The following is a 15,179-nucleotide window of genomic DNA, read 5'->3' on the forward strand; positions in this document are numbered from 1 at the left end:
CACCAATCTTGCCGGAACGCCTGACCGGGCCGCCGGGAACCGGACTGCTCAGCGCTGTTCGAAGCCCCCGCGGCGACCGGCGGAGCTCATCGGGGCCGTCTTGTCGAGGCGGGCGGTCACGACCAAGGTACCCTCCTCGACCTGGTAGTCCAGGGGCAGCCCGAGCCCGCGCATGGCCGCGACCATGCCGGTGTTGGACGCCTGGGTGACGGCGTACACGCTGTCGCAGCGGGCCTCGACGGCGAGGTCGGCCAGGCGGCGCAGCAGTTCGGAGCCGATGCCGCGGCGCTGCCAGGAGTCCTCGACGAGCACGGCCACCTCGGTCTCGTCGCCGTCCCACAGGAGGTGGCCGAGCGCGACCAGGCGTCCGGAGGCGGTCTGTACGGCGAGGGTGCGGCCGTAGCGCGGGCTCAGCAGGTGCCCGAGGTAGCGGTCGGCGTCGGCGACGGGGCCGTGGTAACGCAGGCCGAGGGTGCGGTCCGAGCACCGCTCGTGCATGGCCTTGGCGGCCTCGATGTCGCTCTGGTCCGCACGCCGCACCGTGATCTCGTTGCCCTCGGGCAGCGTCAGGACGTCCTCGCTGCGCGGCACGCGCGGGCCGAGCCGGGCATCCAGCTCCACGAGCGCCCGGGCGCGGGCGAACTCGGTGGGGGTGAACGGGAGATGGGGCCGCTCGATGGTGATCGCCCCGCCGTTCGGGTCGCGCAGCCGCATGGTCGTCGACTCCAGTACGCCCTCGACCGGGGCCGTCTCGCCGGTGGGGCGGCCGGTCAGGGAGACCGCGGGCAGCGAGTGGATGGTGCAGCGGCCGAGCAACTGGCGCAGCGCGAGCGGGAGTTCGGCCGCATCGAGCGCGGTGCGGGTGGCGAGACCGAGGACGCGGGTCGGCGCGTCCACGAGGTCGTGGGCGTCGGCCCGCTCTGTCCAGGTGTCGTGGCCGCCCGCCGCGGAGACCGCCCGGGCCAGTGCGGCGCCCGACAGCTCGGCAGGCGTACGCAGCAGGAACTCGTCCACGGTGCCGTCCGCGAGCGGGTGCGTCTGGAGCGTGAGGATGTCCACGCGGTGCCCGGCGAGCGCGGTGCACAGTGCGGCGAGGCTGCCCGGCTCGTCCCGTACGGTCGTCCGCATCCGCCAGAGCGCCGTCTCGCGGCGCGCGCTGTCGCTCGCCGGGTCGCCGCCGGCCGCCGGGCCGTCGGTATCGCCCGTATCGCCGGTATCCGGGAGCGGCGGGGCATGGCTGTGGCGGCGTGCCCACCAGGTGTGGAACGCCGCCGTGGCGATCAGTGCCACGGCCGAGGCGACCAGCAGGAACGGTCCGTCGGGGCCGTGCGCGACCATGTTCGCGAGTCCGTCGGCGACGGCGACGGCCGTGAACAGCGCGGCGAGTTCGACGAGGTCCCGCCGCCAGTGGTGACGGCGGCGGGCCTGCTTGTGGGACAGCTGTCCTTGCACATCAGTCATGGCATCACTGTGGCTCAGCGTTGTTGCGTGATCACGAACGCTTTGTGACTGACGGGTTAAGTGTGCTTCTGATGCTCTTTTGGCTGTTTTCTGCCGGATGTGGCCTGGAGTGTGCGTCTCCGCGTTCCGGCCTGCCCGTCACCGGGTCCGGGATCACTGACCTACGAGCCCGGGCTGCAGCACTTGGGTGAAGAGTACCGAACCGCCCTGCGCCCGCAGCCGTACGGTCAGCTCGCCGGAGCCGCCGTCGATCTCGATCTCGCCGAAGTTCGGCGGGGCCTCCATGGGCGAGGCGTTGGCCTTGGTGGGAGCCTGCACGAAGACCTGCCGGGGGCCGAACGTGCCGTCCACCTTGTCCGGCGGGAAGCCGCCCGCGGCGAGCGGCCCGGACACGAACTCCCAGAACGGGGCGAAGTCCTTGAACGCGGCGCGCGACGGGTCGTAGTGCTCGGCGGCCGTGTAGTGCACGTCCGCGGTGAGCCACAGCGTGCCGGTGATCCGTTGGTGCTTGATGAACCGCAGCAGCTCGGCGATCTGCAGCTCGCGCCCGAGCGGCGCACCGGGGTCGCCCTGGGACACCGCTTCGAAGTCGGTGGCGCCGTCCACGACGACGAGGCTGAGCGGCATGTCCGCGGCGATGACCTTCCACACCGCCCGCGACCTCGCCAACTCCCGCTTCAGCCACTGGAGCTGCTCGGCGCCGAGGATGCCGACCCGGTCGTCGGGCTGCCGGCCGGGCGAGTTGGCGTCGCGGTACGTCCGCATGTCGAGCACGAACACATCGAGGAGCGGCCCGTGCCGCAGCACGCGCTGCACCCGCCCCGCGCGCTCGCCGGTCCCCAGCGTCGAGATCGGGAAGTACTCGCTGAACGCCCGCCGCGAACGGGCCGCGAGCACGTCGAGGTTCTTCTCCGTGTAGCGCGCGTCGTCCAGGATCTGTCCGGGGTACCAGTTGTTCCGAACTTCATGGTCGTCCCACTGCACGATGGACGGCACCTGCGCGTTGAACGCGCGGACGTTCTCGTCCAGCAGGTTGTAGCGGAAGTTCCCCCGGTACTCGGCGAGGGTCTCGGCGACCTTGGACTTCTCCTCGGTGGTGATGTTGCGCCACACCCGGCCGTCGGGCAGCGTCACGCTCGGCAGGATCACGCCGTCGGCATAGATGTTGTCGCCGCTGGACAGGAAGAAGTCCGGGTCCAGGCGCCGCATTTCGTCGTACACGCGGTAGCCGCCGATGTCCGGGTTGATGCCCCAGCCCTGCCCCGCGATGTCCCCGGACCACAGGAACCGCACGTCGTCGCGCCGGCTGGCGGGCGCGGTGCGGAAGGTGCCGCACACCGGCCGGCCGGTGCGCCGCGGGTCGTCGGGGTCGGACAGGGTGACCCGGTAGTGGATCTGCTCCCCGGCCGGGAGCCCGCGCAGCGACGTCGTACCGGTGAAGTCCGTACCCGGCCCGAGCAGCGGCCCCTGCCATCTGCGGGCGCGCCGGAAGGACTCCGTCGCGGACGTCTCCACGACCATCCGGGCCGGGCGGTCGGAGCGCGCCCAGATGAGCCCGGACGAGGCGGTGATGTCGCCGGCCTGCACACCCCAGGAGGCGCTCGGGCGGCCGGCGCGGGCGAACGCGGGCGCCGCGGCGAGCCCGGTCGGCAGGGCGAGACCCGCCGACGCGGCGAGCGAACCCTTCAGTACGGTACGGCGGTTGGGCATCGGTGTCGCCTCCTGGGGAGGTTGGTCGCTGGGTGCCCTGCCATGCCTACTGCCCGGCTGCGGCGCGGGCGCGAACTCCGGGTGAACAACCGGCCTAGGCCGAGCGGACCGGGACCAAGGAACGATCGACCCGTCGATCTTCGTTGACTAGGTTGCGTGTACGGGACGCCGACGGGGCGGACCAGGGAATGAGGAGCACCGCATGCCTATCGGCGGCCGTTCACACATCCGCATCGCCAGGCCGTCCCTCGACCTCGCGGCGGCCGAGCGCTTCTGGGTCGAGGGGCTGGGCCTGAAGGTCGTCTACCGGGCCGAGGCGGACGGGCACGACCTCCTGATGCTCGGGTGGCCGGACGCCGACTGGCACCTGGAGCTGGTCCGCGAGGCGGGCCACCCGGTCGAACCCCGGCCCACCGAGGAGGACCTCCTCGTCGTCTACCTCGACGAGGAGGTCCCGGCAGAGCTCGTCGACCGTCTGGTGGAGCACGGCGGCATACGCGTCCGGTCGCCGAACCCGTACTGGAACGAATGGGGCGTGACCGTCGCCGACCCGGACGGGTACCGCCTCGTGCTCTGCAAGCGCGCGTGGTCCAACGCCTGACGCTTTCGCGGTGCGCAGCCCGAAGTCGTCCTGAGGTCAGGCGAGTTGAGTCTCCGGGCGGGACGGAACCTCGCCGGCCGGGCGGCTTCCGTCCAGGATGACCCGGGCGACCAGGGCCGGGTCGTCGTTCATGGGGACGTGGCCGCAGCCGGGCAGCCGCACGAGCCGGGCGCCCGGGATGGTGTGCTTGGCGCGGACGCCCTGGCGGCGCAGGAGCAGCCGGTCCCCGCTGCCCCAGGCGACGGTCACGGGCACCCCGGACACGTCGTCCGTGAACAGGACGTCCTGCCCGGCGGCCAGGGTCTGCCCGAAGCCGGGCGCGGTGCGCAGCGCCAGCGTCTCGGCGACGACGGCCTCCGGCGAACGACGGCCGGGCCGGGCGTAAATGGTGCTGGTCAGCGCGGTGCGCCCGGCGGCCGTGCGGGACATCCGCTCGATGACCGGGAGCGGCAGCGCCTTCGCCACCAGCCGCATCGTCCGCAGCACATTGAAGGCGTACTGCCGCTCGGACGGCGTCCAGAAGCCGGCCGGGGAGAGCGCCGTCACGGACCGCACGAGCTTCTCGCGCCCCAGCTCCAGGGCGAGCAGGCCGCCCAGGGAATTCCCCGCGACGTGCGGCCGCTCGATGCCGAGGGCCTCGCACAGCGCGCCGAGGATCGGGACGACGGTGGAGAGGTCGTAGGCGGTGCCCTCCGGCAGCGCGGGCGAGGCACCGAAGCCCGGCAGGTCGATCGCGATCACGTCGCGGTCGGCGGTGAGCAGATCGAAGACCGGATCCCAGGCCTGCAGGTGGTGGCCTATCCCGTGGAGCAGCAGGAGCGGCTCGCCCGTGCCCGCGCGCCGGTAGGTGACCGAGGTGGAGCGGCTCCCCAGGGGAGTGTCGATCGCGAACGAGACCTCTGCGGTCATGGGGCTGCTCCCTGTCCTGGGATCCACGCTTAGACGCCCTGTCAGCAACAACTACCGCTCGGTAGCTTGGAGTTCAAGAGGCATATCGGACATCTCGGTGGGCCGGCGACTTTTCCCGGGCCCCGGCCGTCGCCCCGGGGCCTTGCGCAGTGGGGTCGTCACCGGGGCGCGAACGTCATGTGAACGCTCTGCGGCAACCCTCGTGCGCGCTCCGTAACGGAACGAGGATTGGTCTTGACCAAGGGGGTGGGCCGCCCTATGGTCGCAGAGTTAGTGCAGGAACCTTTAATAAACAAGGGCACGGAAAGCCGCCGCGGACACGGCGATTGCGGAGGATCAGGGTGGGGACCACGCAGCTGGAATCGGTGCCGGAACCGAAGTACTGGCACCTCAAGACGGTACTCAGCGAGGCGCTCGACTCGGACTTCGCGGTGGGCGAGATCCTGCCCAACGAGCGTGACCTCGCGGCCCGGTTCGGCGTCGCGCGCGCCACGCTCCGCCAGGCACTGGAACAGCTCGAACTGGAAGGCCGGCTCCAGCGCCGCCGCGGCGTCGGCACCACCGTCGCCCCGCCGCGCACGGCCGTCTCGGTCTCCACCGCCCAGCACGACTGGCCCGGTGCGCCCGGCGACGCCTGGCAGACCGCGGATGCCACGGTCGCCGTGCCGCCCGCCGCGGTCGCCCGCCTCTTCGACACCGCCACCGGCGAGGAGACGCACACCGTCCGCCGGACCCGGGTCGCCCACGGCCAGGCCGTCGCCGCCGAGCTCCTCTATGTTCCGGTCGGCTCCGTGCCCGAGCTCTCCGCGATCGACGTGCCCTCGGGCCCGGCCCGCGGCCGTGCCGTCCTGCGCGAACTGCAGCGCCTGGAACTCGAAGGCCAGGACCGCGCCGTCGAACTCGGCTCGGCGCGCGCCGACGACGCCAAGGAACTCGACCGGCTGCCCGGCGCCCCCGTCCTCGTCGTGACCACCCGGTACTTCGCCGAGGGCCGCACCGCCGCCGTCTCCGTCGCCACCTACCGCGCGGACACCTGCCGCCTCACCTTCGGCGACTCGGTCGACGTGGAGATCAACCACCCCGGTCAGCAGCGCCAGGCCTCCTGACCCCGTCCGGTGCTCGGCGCGAGGAACCTCGGGCCGGTCACCGGACCTGAGGCGCCTCAGCGCCGCGCCGTCACCGTTCCCTCGACGGCGAACAGCTCTTCCTCCACGTGGTCGAGGGCGAGCCGCAGCGCTCCGGTCGCCACCACCGCCTCGCCCAGCATCGAGAGCACCACCCGGGGCGGCCGCAGACAATAACGCGCCAACTCCCTGCGCAGCGGCTCCAGTACGCCGTCGATGCCGGCCGCCCAGCCGCCCACGACGACCAGTTCCGGATCGAGGGCGAGCACCAGCGCGGCCACATCGTGCACCAGGCGCTGAAGGAACCGCTCCACCGCGGCCTGGGCCCGCGCATCGCCCTGCCGGGCCAGCGCGAACACATCGGCGACGGCCTGTTCGTCCAGCGGGTGCAGTGGCTCGTCCGTCGTCGAGAGCAGTTTCTCGGGGGTGACATCGCGGCCGAGCAGATGCAGCGCACCGATCTCGCCCGCCGCGCCGCCGAAGCCCCGGTGCAGCCGGCCGCCGATCAGCGAACCCGCCCCCGGGCTCAGGCCGGCCATGACGAAGACGACGTCGTCGGAGTCGGCCGCCGCACCCTTCCAGTGCTCGGCGACGGCCGCGGCGTTGGCGTCGTTCTCGACCAGTACGGGACAGCGGAAGGAACGCCGCAGCCGCTCGCCCAGCGGCAGGCCCGTCCACTCGGGCAGCGCGGTACCGAGGCGCACGGTGCCGTCGGCCTCGACGATGCCCGGGCTGCCGACGCCGACCGCACGCAGCGAACTGCGCGCCACACCGGCCCGGCGCAGCACATCGGCGACGGTCATCCGGACCCGTTCGAGACGCTCGTCGGCCGATGCCGTCTCCGGCACCTCGCGCGAACCCGCGCCGAAGATCCGGCCGTCCAGACCGGAAAGCAGCGCAGCCACCCGGTGCGGGCCGATCTCTATGCCGAGCAGATGCCCCGCCTCGGCCCGGAACCGGAAGCGCCGCGCGGGCCGGCCCTGGCGCCGCGCCTCGCCCTCCTCGGGGGCCGACTCGACGACGAGCCCGGCCTCCATCAGGCCGTCGACCACGCCTTCGACCGTCGGCCGGGACAAACCCGTGATCCGGGTCAGATCGGTCAGCGTGGGAGATTCCGCACCCCTGAGGGCGTGCAGCACCACCGCGGAATTGATCCTCCGCAGCAGAGAGGGGTCCCCGCCGGTCAGCCGCCCCAACGTGTGTCCTCTCAGCTCGTGCGCGTGTCTGCCGGATCGTACTCGCTGGTCAGGTGTACGGCGAGCGGCGGCCGGTAACGGGGGCGCATCAGCCCGGGGCCACGAAACCGGACTCGTACGCGGCGATGACCGCCTGCGTGCGGTCCCGGGCGCCCAACTTCGCCAGCACCGCGCTGACATGCGTCTTCACGGTCTCCGAGCCGACGATGAGCTTGGCGGCGATCTCCGCGTTGGAAAGTCCCCGCGCCATCAGGCGCAGCACTGCGGCCTCCCGGTCGGTCAGCGCCGCCTCGGCGAGCGCCGTGCGCGCCGCGCCGTTGCCGTACTCGGCGGCGAGCGCGCGCACCGCCGCCGGGAACAGCAGCGAGTCGCCCTCCGCCACCAGCCGGATCGCGTTGACGATCTCGGCGGGCCGGGCCCGCTTCAGCAGGAAACCGTCGGCCCCGGCCCGCAGCGCCTCGTACACGTACTCATCGTTCTCGAAGGTCGTCACGACCAGGATCTTCGGCGGGTCCTCGACCGTGCGCAGCACTGCCCGCGTCGCCTCTATGCCGTCCAGGAGCGGCATCCGCACATCCATCGCGACCACGTCCGGCCGCAGCTGCCGCACCAGCGGGATCACGGCCGCGCCGTCGGCCGCCTCGCCCACCACCTCGATGTCGGGCTGCGCTTCGAGCACGGCCCGCAGACCCGCGCGGACCAGGGGTTCGTCGTCGACCAGAAGTACGGTTACCGGCATCCGGCCAGCCTAGCCGCAGGCCAGAGGGGGCCCGGGGGCCTGTGGACAACGCCGGACCAGACGCCGGGCCATCGCGGCCGGGTGCCGGGCCCTGCCTCGCCCCGGTGTCAGATCAGTGTGTCCAGCGGCAGCCGCACCCGCACACGCCACTCGCCTTCATGCGGCCCCGTCTCCGCCTCCCCTCCGAGCAGCGCGGCCCGCTCCCGCATTCCGCGCAGACCACTGCCTCCCTTTCCACCGGGCGCCGCCCCCGTCAGCGGATTGGTCACATCCATCTCAAGTCGCCTGCCCAGCACGGCCATTCGGATCCGTATGGGTACGGGTCCCGAGTGCCGCAGCACATTGGTGAGTGCCTCCTGCAGGATCCGGTACCCCTCCCGCGACACCGGACCGGGCACCTGATCCAGCGGGCCGGAGAACTCCGAGTCGACAGCGGCGCCCGAGCCGCGGGCCGACTCGATGAGCCGGTCGGCCTCCAGCAGTGTGGGGCGCTGACTGGCCGGCAGGCCCGTCTCGCGCAGGACGAGCAGCACCCGCTCCAGGTCCTCCAGGGCGGCCCGGCCGGTCTCCTCGATCGCCGCCAGCGCCCGATCGGTGAAGGCTGGATCCCCGGCCGCACGGGCTGCGCCCGCCTGCACCACGGCGACGGTCAGCGCGTGGCCGATCGAGTCGTGGATCTCGCGGGCCATGCGGTTGCGTTCGAGGAGCAGCTCGGTCCGTTCCTCCAGCGCGGTGAGCCGCTCCGTGGCCGAGGGCCCGAGCAGCTTACGAGCGATGAAGGTGATCAGGTTCCCGGCCGCCACCAGACAGGCCAGCATGACGACGAGCGGCACCAGGGCGAGCGGCACGAGCCAGCCGTGGGGCGGCAGCCAGGGCGCGATCTGTCCGAACACCAACGGCGGCCCACCGAAACCCCGCGCGACCAGGTCCACGGACAACGCCGGAAGCCAGACGGTGCCCGCGATCGTCACGCCGGACAGCATCAGCCGCGCCTCCAGCCAGAGCACCGTCCGCCAGCGGTCGCGCCAGGTGGCCGACGGCGCGGCCGCGATCGAGGCGTCCGGCCGGCCGCGCTCGCCGGGAGTGAGCAGGAGCTGCGCCTGAATGCCCTCTTCGAGACGCACCGCCGGTATCAGCCCGAGCGGCACGACGAGCAGCCCAAGGACCCACACCCGCTGCATGTCGATGAAGAGCCAGATCGCCACGAACGCGATCGGGATCAGCAGATGCAGCCAGCGTGTGTAGGTGACCGGGCGGGCCAGCGGGCGAAGTGAGCGATGCATTCGCTCATCGTCCCAGCGCGGTGATCGATCCGGCTCCCCCGTGCGGGGGAGAAGCTCCCCCCGGCCGGGGGAGGCGGCTGACCTGCGCGGACGGCGACGCTTGGGGCATGACAAGGATCGACGTCCAAGAGCTCCGCAAGGAGTACGGCACCACGCGAGCCGTGGACCGGCTCACCTTCGCGGTCGAGCCGGGCCGGGTGACCGGCTTCCTCGGCCCCAACGGTGCCGGCAAGTCCACCACCCTGCGTATCCTGCTCGGCCTCGACCGGCCGACGTCCGGCACCGCACTGATCGGCGGCCGCCGGTACGCGGACCTGACTGAGCCGTTGCGCGAAGTGGGCGCCCTGCTCGACGCGCAGGCCGCGCACGGCTCCCGCACGGCCCGCAGCCATCTGCTGGCCCTCGCGGCGAGCAACCGCATACCGGTGCGGCGGGTGGCCGAGGTCCTGGAGGAAGCCGGGCTCGCGGGGGTCGCGGGCCGCCGGATCAAGACGTTCTCGCTCGGGATGCGGCAGCGGCTCGGTATCGCGGCCGCCCTGCTCGGCGACCCGGCGGTGGTGATCCTGGACGAGCCGTCCAACGGCCTGGACCCCGAAGGGATCATCTGGACACGGGAGTTGATGCGTGGCCTCGCGCGGGAGGGGAGGACGGTGCTCGTCTCCAGCCACCTGATGAACGAGACGGCCTCGTTCGCCGACCACCTGGTCGTCCTCGGCCGCGGCCGGCTCCTCGCCGACACCCCGATGCAGGACTTCATCGACTCCCGGATCCGGCCCAGGGTCCGGCTGCGCACCACCGAAGGTGCCCGGCTGCGGACGCTCCTGCTCGGCAAGGGCTTCGACCCGGTCCAGGCAGAGGACGGACTCTGGACGGTGGAGGGCGCACGCGTCGACGAAATCGGCCCGATCGCCGCCCGCGAGGGCATCCCCATTCTCGAACTCGCCAATGAGGAAGGCACGTTGGAGCAGGCCTACCTCGATCTGACCGCCGACCAGGCGGAGTACGCATCCTCCCGCGCCCCCCAGACCCAGGAGGCCTAGGCCATGTCGTTCCCCGCGGTACTCCACACCGAGTGGATCAAGATCCGTTCGCTGCGCTCCCTGGTGGGCTCCCTGCTGACCGTCCCCGTGGCGACGGCGGGCCTCTCCCTCCTCATCTGCGCCGCGCTCGGCCGCCCACAGCCCGACAGCACGGACTTCGACCCGGTGCTGTTCTCCTACTACGGCCTGAATTTCGGGCAGTTGGCAGCGATCATTTTCAGCGTCATGGCCATGGCGGGTGAATACAAGAACGGAGGGATCCGGATATCCCTGGCTGCCGTGCCCAAGAGAACGCTGTTCTACGGCGCCAAGCTCGCGGTGATCGGCGGATGCGTCCTCGCGGTCGGCCTGGTGGCCAGCCTGATCAGCTTCCTCGGCGGCCAGGCCCTGATGGACCGGGGCTTCGGCATAGGCATCGCGGACCCGGGCGCGCTGCGCGCCGTCGTCGGCTGCGCCTTCTATCTGGCTCTGATCAGCCTGCTCTCGGCAGGAGTCGCCGCCCTCCTGCGCAGTGTCACCGGCGCGCTGAGCCTGCTCGTGCCACTATTCCTGATCCTCCCGTTCGTGGTGGGAGACATGTCGCAGGGCGGCGGCGCGGCCGACTTCCTGCCGGACCGGGCGGGCCAGCAGATCCTGCTCCAGGACCCGGCCGGCACGCTCGGGCCGTGGAGCGGGATGGCCGTCCTGGCGGCCTGGACGGTGCTTGCGACGGCCGCCGGCTGGTGGGCGCTGCGGCGCCGAGACGCCTGACCGGATGGCAGCCGTCCAGCGGCTGACGGGACGCCAATTGTCAGTGCCGGGCGGTTTACTGACGACATGACCACCGCTCTGTATCTCCAGCACATCGACCGGCTGCGCTCGCGGGAATTCCCCGCGAAGCGCAGCCGAAGCGGCGCGGAAGTGAGCGGCCCGGGATATCACTCCGCATGCCTGAGCGCCGACGAGGAGGAATGGGAGGACCTGACGGAACGCCTGGAGAAACGCGCCCAATGCGTCGCCGACCACGACGCCCTGGTGGCCGAGCTCACCCGACGCTGGGAGGAACCGCAGTGGATCAGCCTCTGGAGCGCCCAGGCCCGGCTGGTCGCGGGGGAGGAGATACCGGAGCCCTGGGCGGAGTTCGCCGTCGGCTTCGACTTCCTGAACCTGTGGCGGATCGAGGGCAGATGGATAGCCGTGGGCCTCGACCTGGAGGCGGAGGGCCCGGGCTGGGACCTGAGCGTGACGGTGACGGAGGTGGACCCGCCCTAGCGAGCAGGGCAGTAGTCCCCTCGCAGGGAGGCGCACCCCGAAAGGGGCGCGGGGAACTGCGCGACCAGCCACGGACGGCCCACACCCGAAGATCCGTACCGCAGCTGGGGGAGCCACGGGCCTAGCCGAAGCCCCCCTCGGCAGCCACGCGCAACCGCCCGTACTCCTCGGCCATCGTCTGCGCGGTCCAGTGAGCGTTCAGCCCGCTGGGATTGGGCAGTGCCCACACCCTGGTCGCGCCGATCGTGTGCTCCTGCGGGCCGATTTGGGCCCGGCGGTCACCGAAAGCCGTGCGGTACGCGGTGACGCCCACAACCGCCAGCCAGGTGGGCCGGAGCCGCTCGACCTTCGCAGCCAGCAGGCGTCCGCCCTCGCGGAACTCCTCGGCGTCGAGTTCGTCGGCCCGCGCGGTGGCCCGGGCCACCACATTGGTGATGCCGAGACCGTACGAGAGGAGCTCGCCCTGCTCGGCGGGCTTCAACTGCCTGGGGGTGAAGCCGGACAGGTGCAGCACCGGCCAGAAGCGGTTGCCCGGGCGGGCGAAGTGGTGGCCCGTGGCGCCCGACATCAGGCTCGGGTTGATGCCGCAGAACAGCACGGACAGACCGCCCGCGATCACGTCGGGGATGACGGTGTCGCGGGCGGCCCGGAGTTCCTCGGGGCTCAGCACGGGTGCGGGATCAGAGGATCGAGCCCGGGGCGTAGCCGGCGGCCGCGGGGTGCTGCTTGACGATCTCCTCGATGCGGGAGACCACGGCGGTGACCTGGTCGCCGGCCGCGCCGGTGAAGGACAGCTTGTCGGCCATCAGGTCGTCGAGCTGTGCGCGGTCGAGCGGCATGCGCTCGTCGGCCGCCAGCTTGTCGAGGAGCTCGTTGCGCTCGGCACCCTGCTCGCGCATCGCGAGGGCGGAGGCGACGGCGTGCTCCTTGATGACCTCGTGCGCGGCCTCGCGGCCCACCCCGGCGCGGACGGCGGCCATCAGGACCTTCGTGGTGGCCAGGAACGGCAGGTAGCGGTCCAGCTCACGGGCGACGACGGCGGGGAACGCGCCGAACTCGTCGAGCACCGTGAGGAAGGTTTCGAGCAGACCGTCGAAGGCGAAGAACGCGTCGGGCAGCGCGACCCGGCGGACCACCGAGCAGGAGACGTCGCCCTCGTTCCACTGGTCGCCCGCCAGCTCGCCGGTCATCGAGGCGTAGCCGCGCAGGATGACCATCAGTCCGTTCACGCGCTCGCAGGAGCGGGTGTTCATCTTGTGCGGCATCGCGGACGAGCCGACCTGGCCGGGCTTGAAGCCCTCGGTGACCAGCTCGTGCCCGGCCATCAGGCGGATCGTCTTGGCGACGGAGGACGGTGCGGCGGCCAGCTGCACAAGCGCGGTCACCACGTCGTAGTCGAGGGAGCGCGGGTAGACCTGGCCGACCGAGGTGAAGGCGTGGGCGAAGCCGAGGTGGCCCGCGATGCGCTGCTCCAGGTCGGCCAGCTTCGAGGCGTCGCCGCCGAGCAGGTCCAGCATGTCCTGGGCGGTGCCGACCGGGCCCTTGATGCCGCGCAGCGGGTAGCGGGCGAGCAGGTCCTCGAGGCGGCCGTACGCCACCAGCAGCTCGTCGGCCGCGGTCGCGAAGCGCTTGCCCAGCGTCGTGGCCTGCGCGGCCACGTTGTGCGAGCGCCCGGCCATGACCAGCTCGGCGTACTCGCCGGACAGCTTGCCGAGGCGCGCGAGGACCGCCACCGTGCGGTCCCGCATCAGTTCGAGGGAGAGCCGGATCTGGAGCTGCTCGACGTTCTCGGTGAGGTCGCGCGAGGTCATGCCCTTGTGGACCTGCTCGTGGCCGGCGAGCGCGTTGAACTCCTCGATGCGGGCCTTCACATCGTGCCGGGTGACCTTCTCGCGCTCGGCGATGGAGGCGAGGTCGACCTGGTCGATGACGCGCTCGTAGTCGGCGAGTGCGGCCTCGGGCACCTCGATCCCCAGGTCCTTCTGGGCACGCAGCACGGCGAGCCACAGCTGGCGCTCCAGCTTGACCTTCTGCTCGGGGGACCAGAGGACGGCGAGCTCCGCGGAGGCGTAGCGGCCGGCCAGAACGTTCGGGATGCGAGGCTTCGCAGACACAGCAGTCACGTGTCCAGAGTCTACTGGCGATTTCTGCAGGCCAGCGCCCCACCCCGGTTTGTGCCTTGCTACGAGACGATGCCTCGCTGCCGGGGGAGGGGGCGCCGCTCACACAGCGGCACGGGAAGTCGGCTCGCGGTGACGGCTGCTCTCACCCCTCGTGGCCGTCGCCGAGCTCGAACCCGAGGGCCTCGGCCGCGGCGGCCGGGGTCGGCTGGGCCCAGCGGTCGGCCATCGCCTCCCGCGAGGACAGTGAGCGCAGCTCCGCGCGGTCCAGGTACAGCGTGCCGTCGAGGTGGTCGGTCTCGTGCTGGACGATGCGGGCGGGCCAGCCGGTGAACACCTCGTCCACCGCGCGGCCGTGCTCGTCGAGCGCACGCAGGCGTACGTTCGCGTGCCGGGCCACGACCGCGCCCCAGCCCGGCACGCTCAGGCAGCCCTCGAAGAACGCGGCCCGGCCGGGGCCGGCGGGCTCGTAGGACGGATTGATCAGGACCCGGAACGGCTGCGGGACGCGGCCGCGGGCCTGCCTGATCTCCTCGGAGACCTCCGCCGCGTCCTCGATGACCGCGAGCCGCAGCGGCAGGCCCACCTGGGGTGCCGCGAGGCCGACGCCCGGGGCCGCGAGCATGGTCTCGCGCATCGCCTCGATCAGCCGGTCGAGGCGCTTGCGGTCCAGGCGGCCGTCCACCGGCTCGGCGGGCCGGCGCAGCACGGGGTCGCCGGCGGCGACGATCGGCAAGGGGCCTGAGCCGGCGAGCAATTGGTCGACGAGGTCGATGAGCGCGGGGGACGACATGCTCACAGGATGCCAAGAACGATCACTGGACGCGCACCCGGGATCATGTCCGCCTTGTGAACAATCCGGCTCGTCAGGGAATGCGTGACCGGAATCGGATCTTTCATGGAGAGGCGCCCCCGACGTTCAGGGGCGCATCCGGCGTTGCCCTGTGCCGAGATCCCGCGATCCCGAGACTCCGAGCGAGGAGATCATGCCCGACGCGTCCGTCCGCACCGAGACCCCGGCGCACCCGCTGGACAACCCCGCGTACGCCTCGCTGACCGGGCCGCACGCGCGGTTCGCCCAGGTCCGCGGCAGAGTGCTGCGCTACGAGACCGACGTGTCGCCCTGGCTGGGGCTGCCCGCGGACCCGGACGCCGGCGACTGGGCGGACCTGGCCGCGCTCGCCGGGCCCGGCGCGGAAGTGGCGCTCCCCGGGGTGCGAGTCGCGCTGCCCGAGGGCTGGGAGATCACCTTCGACCTGGAGGGCGTCCAGCTCGTCGACGAGGCGGTGGACGCCCGCCCCGACGAGGAGGCGGTACGGCTCGGCGCGGACGACGTGCCCGAGATGCTCGCCCTCGTGGAGCGCACCCGTCCCGGGCCGTTCCTGCCCCGCACCGTGGAGCTCGGCACCTACCTCGGCATCCGCCGCGAGGGCCGGCTCATCGCGATGGCCGGGGAGCGGCTGCACCCGCCGGGCTGGACCGAGATCAGCGCGGTCTGCACCGACGACGCGTTCCGCGGCCAGGGCCTCGGCTCCCGCCTGGTCCGCGCGGTCGCCTTCGGCATCAGGGAGCGCGGCGAAACCCCGTTCCTGCACACCGCGGCCACCAACACCACCGCCATCAGGCTGTACGAGTCCCTGGGCTTCCGGCTCCGGCGCACCACCCGGTTCCTCGCGGCCCGGGTACCGGAGCCGAGCGCGGCAGGGTGACGGGCGGCGGGCCTGCGCACTCCCGGTCGTGCCCGG

15 protein-coding genes are annotated in these 15,179 nt (G+C 72.2%); 6 read left to right on the forward strand and 9 right to left on the reverse strand.

Annotation, left to right across the window (positions count from 1 at the left end; genetic code table 11):
* Positions 1–48: 48 nt before the first annotated feature.
* Both ABD346_RS08240 and ABD346_RS08245 read right to left on the reverse strand, forming a co-directional pair.
* Positions 49–1,461 (reverse strand): GNAT family N-acetyltransferase, encoded by a 1,413-nt coding sequence (locus tag ABD346_RS08240; protein WP_344373421.1) that lies wholly within the window; start codon positions 1,459–1,461, stop codon positions 49–51.
* A 153-nt stretch (positions 1,462–1,614) separates the two neighbouring features.
* Complete coding sequence (locus tag ABD346_RS08245; protein WP_344373423.1) at positions 1,615–3,171, reverse strand: alkaline phosphatase D family protein; 1,557 nt, start codon at positions 3,169–3,171, stop codon at positions 1,615–1,617.
* A gap of 202 nt (positions 3,172–3,373) precedes the next feature.
* On the opposite strand from ABD346_RS08245, the gene ABD346_RS08250 reads away from it, so the two are divergent.
* Positions 3,374–3,772, forward strand: coding sequence for a VOC family protein (locus ABD346_RS08250; protein WP_344373425.1), 399 nt, complete (start codon positions 3,374–3,376; stop codon positions 3,770–3,772).
* A 36-nt stretch (positions 3,773–3,808) separates the two neighbouring features.
* Here ABD346_RS08250 and ABD346_RS08255 read toward each other — a convergent pair whose 3' ends face one another.
* Entirely contained in the window at positions 3,809–4,681 is an 873-nt protein-coding gene (locus ABD346_RS08255) for an alpha/beta fold hydrolase (RefSeq protein ID WP_344373427.1), read from the reverse strand.
* Positions 4,682–5,022: 341 nt separating this feature from the next.
* On the opposite strand from ABD346_RS08255, the gene ABD346_RS08260 reads away from it, so the two are divergent.
* Positions 5,023–5,787 (forward strand): GntR family transcriptional regulator, encoded by a 765-nt coding sequence (locus ABD346_RS08260; RefSeq protein ID WP_344373428.1) that lies wholly within the window; start codon positions 5,023–5,025, stop codon positions 5,785–5,787.
* A gap of 56 nt (positions 5,788–5,843) precedes the next feature.
* Here the strand turns inward: ABD346_RS08260 and ABD346_RS08265 are convergent, their stop codons facing one another.
* The 3 genes from ABD346_RS08265 to ABD346_RS08275 all read right to left on the reverse strand — a co-directional run bounded on the left by ABD346_RS08265 (position 5,844) and on the right by ABD346_RS08275 (position 9,023).
* Complete coding sequence (locus ABD346_RS08265) at positions 5,844–7,001, reverse strand: ROK family transcriptional regulator (RefSeq protein WP_344373430.1); 1,158 nt, start codon at positions 6,999–7,001, stop codon at positions 5,844–5,846.
* Positions 7,002–7,089: 88 nt separating this feature from the next.
* Positions 7,090–7,740 carry a response regulator gene (locus ABD346_RS08270; protein ID WP_344373431.1) on the reverse strand — a complete coding sequence of 217 codons (651 nt, stop codon included), beginning with the start codon at positions 7,738–7,740 and terminating at the stop codon, positions 7,090–7,092.
* A 107-nt stretch (positions 7,741–7,847) separates the two neighbouring features.
* Positions 7,848–9,023: a sensor histidine kinase gene (locus ABD346_RS08275; protein ID WP_344373433.1), complete on the reverse strand. Its 1,176-nt coding sequence runs from the start codon at positions 9,021–9,023 to the stop codon at positions 7,848–7,850.
* Between the two features lie 107 nt (positions 9,024–9,130).
* On the opposite strand from ABD346_RS08275, the gene ABD346_RS08280 reads away from it, so the two are divergent.
* From ABD346_RS08280 to ABD346_RS08290, 3 genes are all read left to right on the forward strand, one after another.
* On the forward strand, positions 9,131–10,063 hold the full coding sequence (locus tag ABD346_RS08280; protein WP_344373435.1) for an ATP-binding cassette domain-containing protein: 933 nt from the start codon (positions 9,131–9,133) through the stop codon (positions 10,061–10,063).
* 3 nt (positions 10,064–10,066) lie between these two features.
* The gene (locus tag ABD346_RS08285) at positions 10,067–10,813 is read left to right on the forward strand and encodes an ABC transporter permease (RefSeq protein ID WP_344373436.1); all 747 of its coding nucleotides are present in this window, start codon (positions 10,067–10,069) and stop codon (positions 10,811–10,813) included.
* Between the two features lie 66 nt (positions 10,814–10,879).
* The gene (locus ABD346_RS08290) at positions 10,880–11,314 is read left to right on the forward strand and encodes a hypothetical protein (RefSeq protein ID WP_344373438.1); all 435 of its coding nucleotides are present in this window, start codon (positions 10,880–10,882) and stop codon (positions 11,312–11,314) included.
* Positions 11,315–11,435: 121 nt separating this feature from the next.
* On the opposite strand, the gene mug is transcribed toward ABD346_RS08290, so the two are convergent.
* The 3 genes from mug to def form a co-directional block, all read right to left on the reverse strand.
* Positions 11,436–11,981 (reverse strand): G/U mismatch-specific DNA glycosylase, encoded by a 546-nt coding sequence (mug, locus tag ABD346_RS08295; protein WP_344374431.1) that lies wholly within the window; start codon positions 11,979–11,981, stop codon positions 11,436–11,438.
* Positions 11,982–11,994: 13 nt separating this feature from the next.
* Complete coding sequence (purB, locus tag ABD346_RS08300; protein ID WP_344373440.1) at positions 11,995–13,437, reverse strand: adenylosuccinate lyase; 1,443 nt, start codon at positions 13,435–13,437, stop codon at positions 11,995–11,997.
* Positions 13,438–13,579: 142 nt separating this feature from the next.
* A complete protein-coding gene (gene def / locus ABD346_RS08305) occupies positions 13,580–14,227 on the reverse strand; it encodes a peptide deformylase (RefSeq protein ID WP_344373441.1) in 648 nt (215 codons plus the stop codon).
* Between the two features lie 193 nt (positions 14,228–14,420).
* Between def and ABD346_RS08310 the strand changes: the two genes are divergently transcribed.
* The gene (locus ABD346_RS08310) at positions 14,421–15,143 is read left to right on the forward strand and encodes a GNAT family N-acetyltransferase (RefSeq protein ID WP_344373442.1); all 723 of its coding nucleotides are present in this window, start codon (positions 14,421–14,423) and stop codon (positions 15,141–15,143) included.
* Positions 15,144–15,179: the final 36 nt, after the last annotated feature.

The sequence above is a fragment of the Streptomyces mauvecolor genome (assembly GCF_039532965.1).
In the GTDB taxonomy this organism is placed as follows: domain Bacteria; phylum Actinomycetota; class Actinomycetes; order Streptomycetales; family Streptomycetaceae; genus Streptomyces; species Streptomyces violascens.

Coding starts and splice junctions, on each gene's coding strand:
- ABD346_RS08240 (WP_344373421.1), bottom strand. CDS start 1,461: ATGACTGATGTGCAAGGACAGCTGTCCCACAAGCAGGCCCGCCGCCGT.
- ABD346_RS08245 (WP_344373423.1), bottom strand. CDS start 3,171: ATGCCCAACCGCCGTACCGTACTGAAGGGTTCGCTCGCCGCGTCGGCG.
- ABD346_RS08250 (WP_344373425.1), top strand. CDS start 3,374: ATGCCTATCGGCGGCCGTTCACACATCCGCATCGCCAGGCCGTCCCTC.
- ABD346_RS08255 (WP_344373427.1), bottom strand. CDS start 4,681: ATGACCGCAGAGGTCTCGTTCGCGATCGACACTCCCCTGGGGAGCCGC.
- ABD346_RS08270 (WP_344373431.1), bottom strand. CDS start 7,740: ATGCCGGTAACCGTACTTCTGGTCGACGACGAACCCCTGGTCCGCGCG.
- ABD346_RS08275 (WP_344373433.1), bottom strand. CDS start 9,023: ATGCATCGCTCACTTCGCCCGCTGGCCCGCCCGGTCACCTACACACGC.
- ABD346_RS08280 (WP_344373435.1), top strand. CDS start 9,131: ATGACAAGGATCGACGTCCAAGAGCTCCGCAAGGAGTACGGCACCACG.
- ABD346_RS08285 (WP_344373436.1), top strand. CDS start 10,067: ATGTCGTTCCCCGCGGTACTCCACACCGAGTGGATCAAGATCCGTTCG.
- ABD346_RS08290 (WP_344373438.1), top strand. CDS start 10,880: ATGACCACCGCTCTGTATCTCCAGCACATCGACCGGCTGCGCTCGCGG.
- def (WP_344373441.1), bottom strand. CDS start 14,227: ATGTCGTCCCCCGCGCTCATCGACCTCGTCGACCAATTGCTCGCCGGC.
- ABD346_RS08310 (WP_344373442.1), top strand. CDS start 14,421: ATGCCCGACGCGTCCGTCCGCACCGAGACCCCGGCGCACCCGCTGGAC.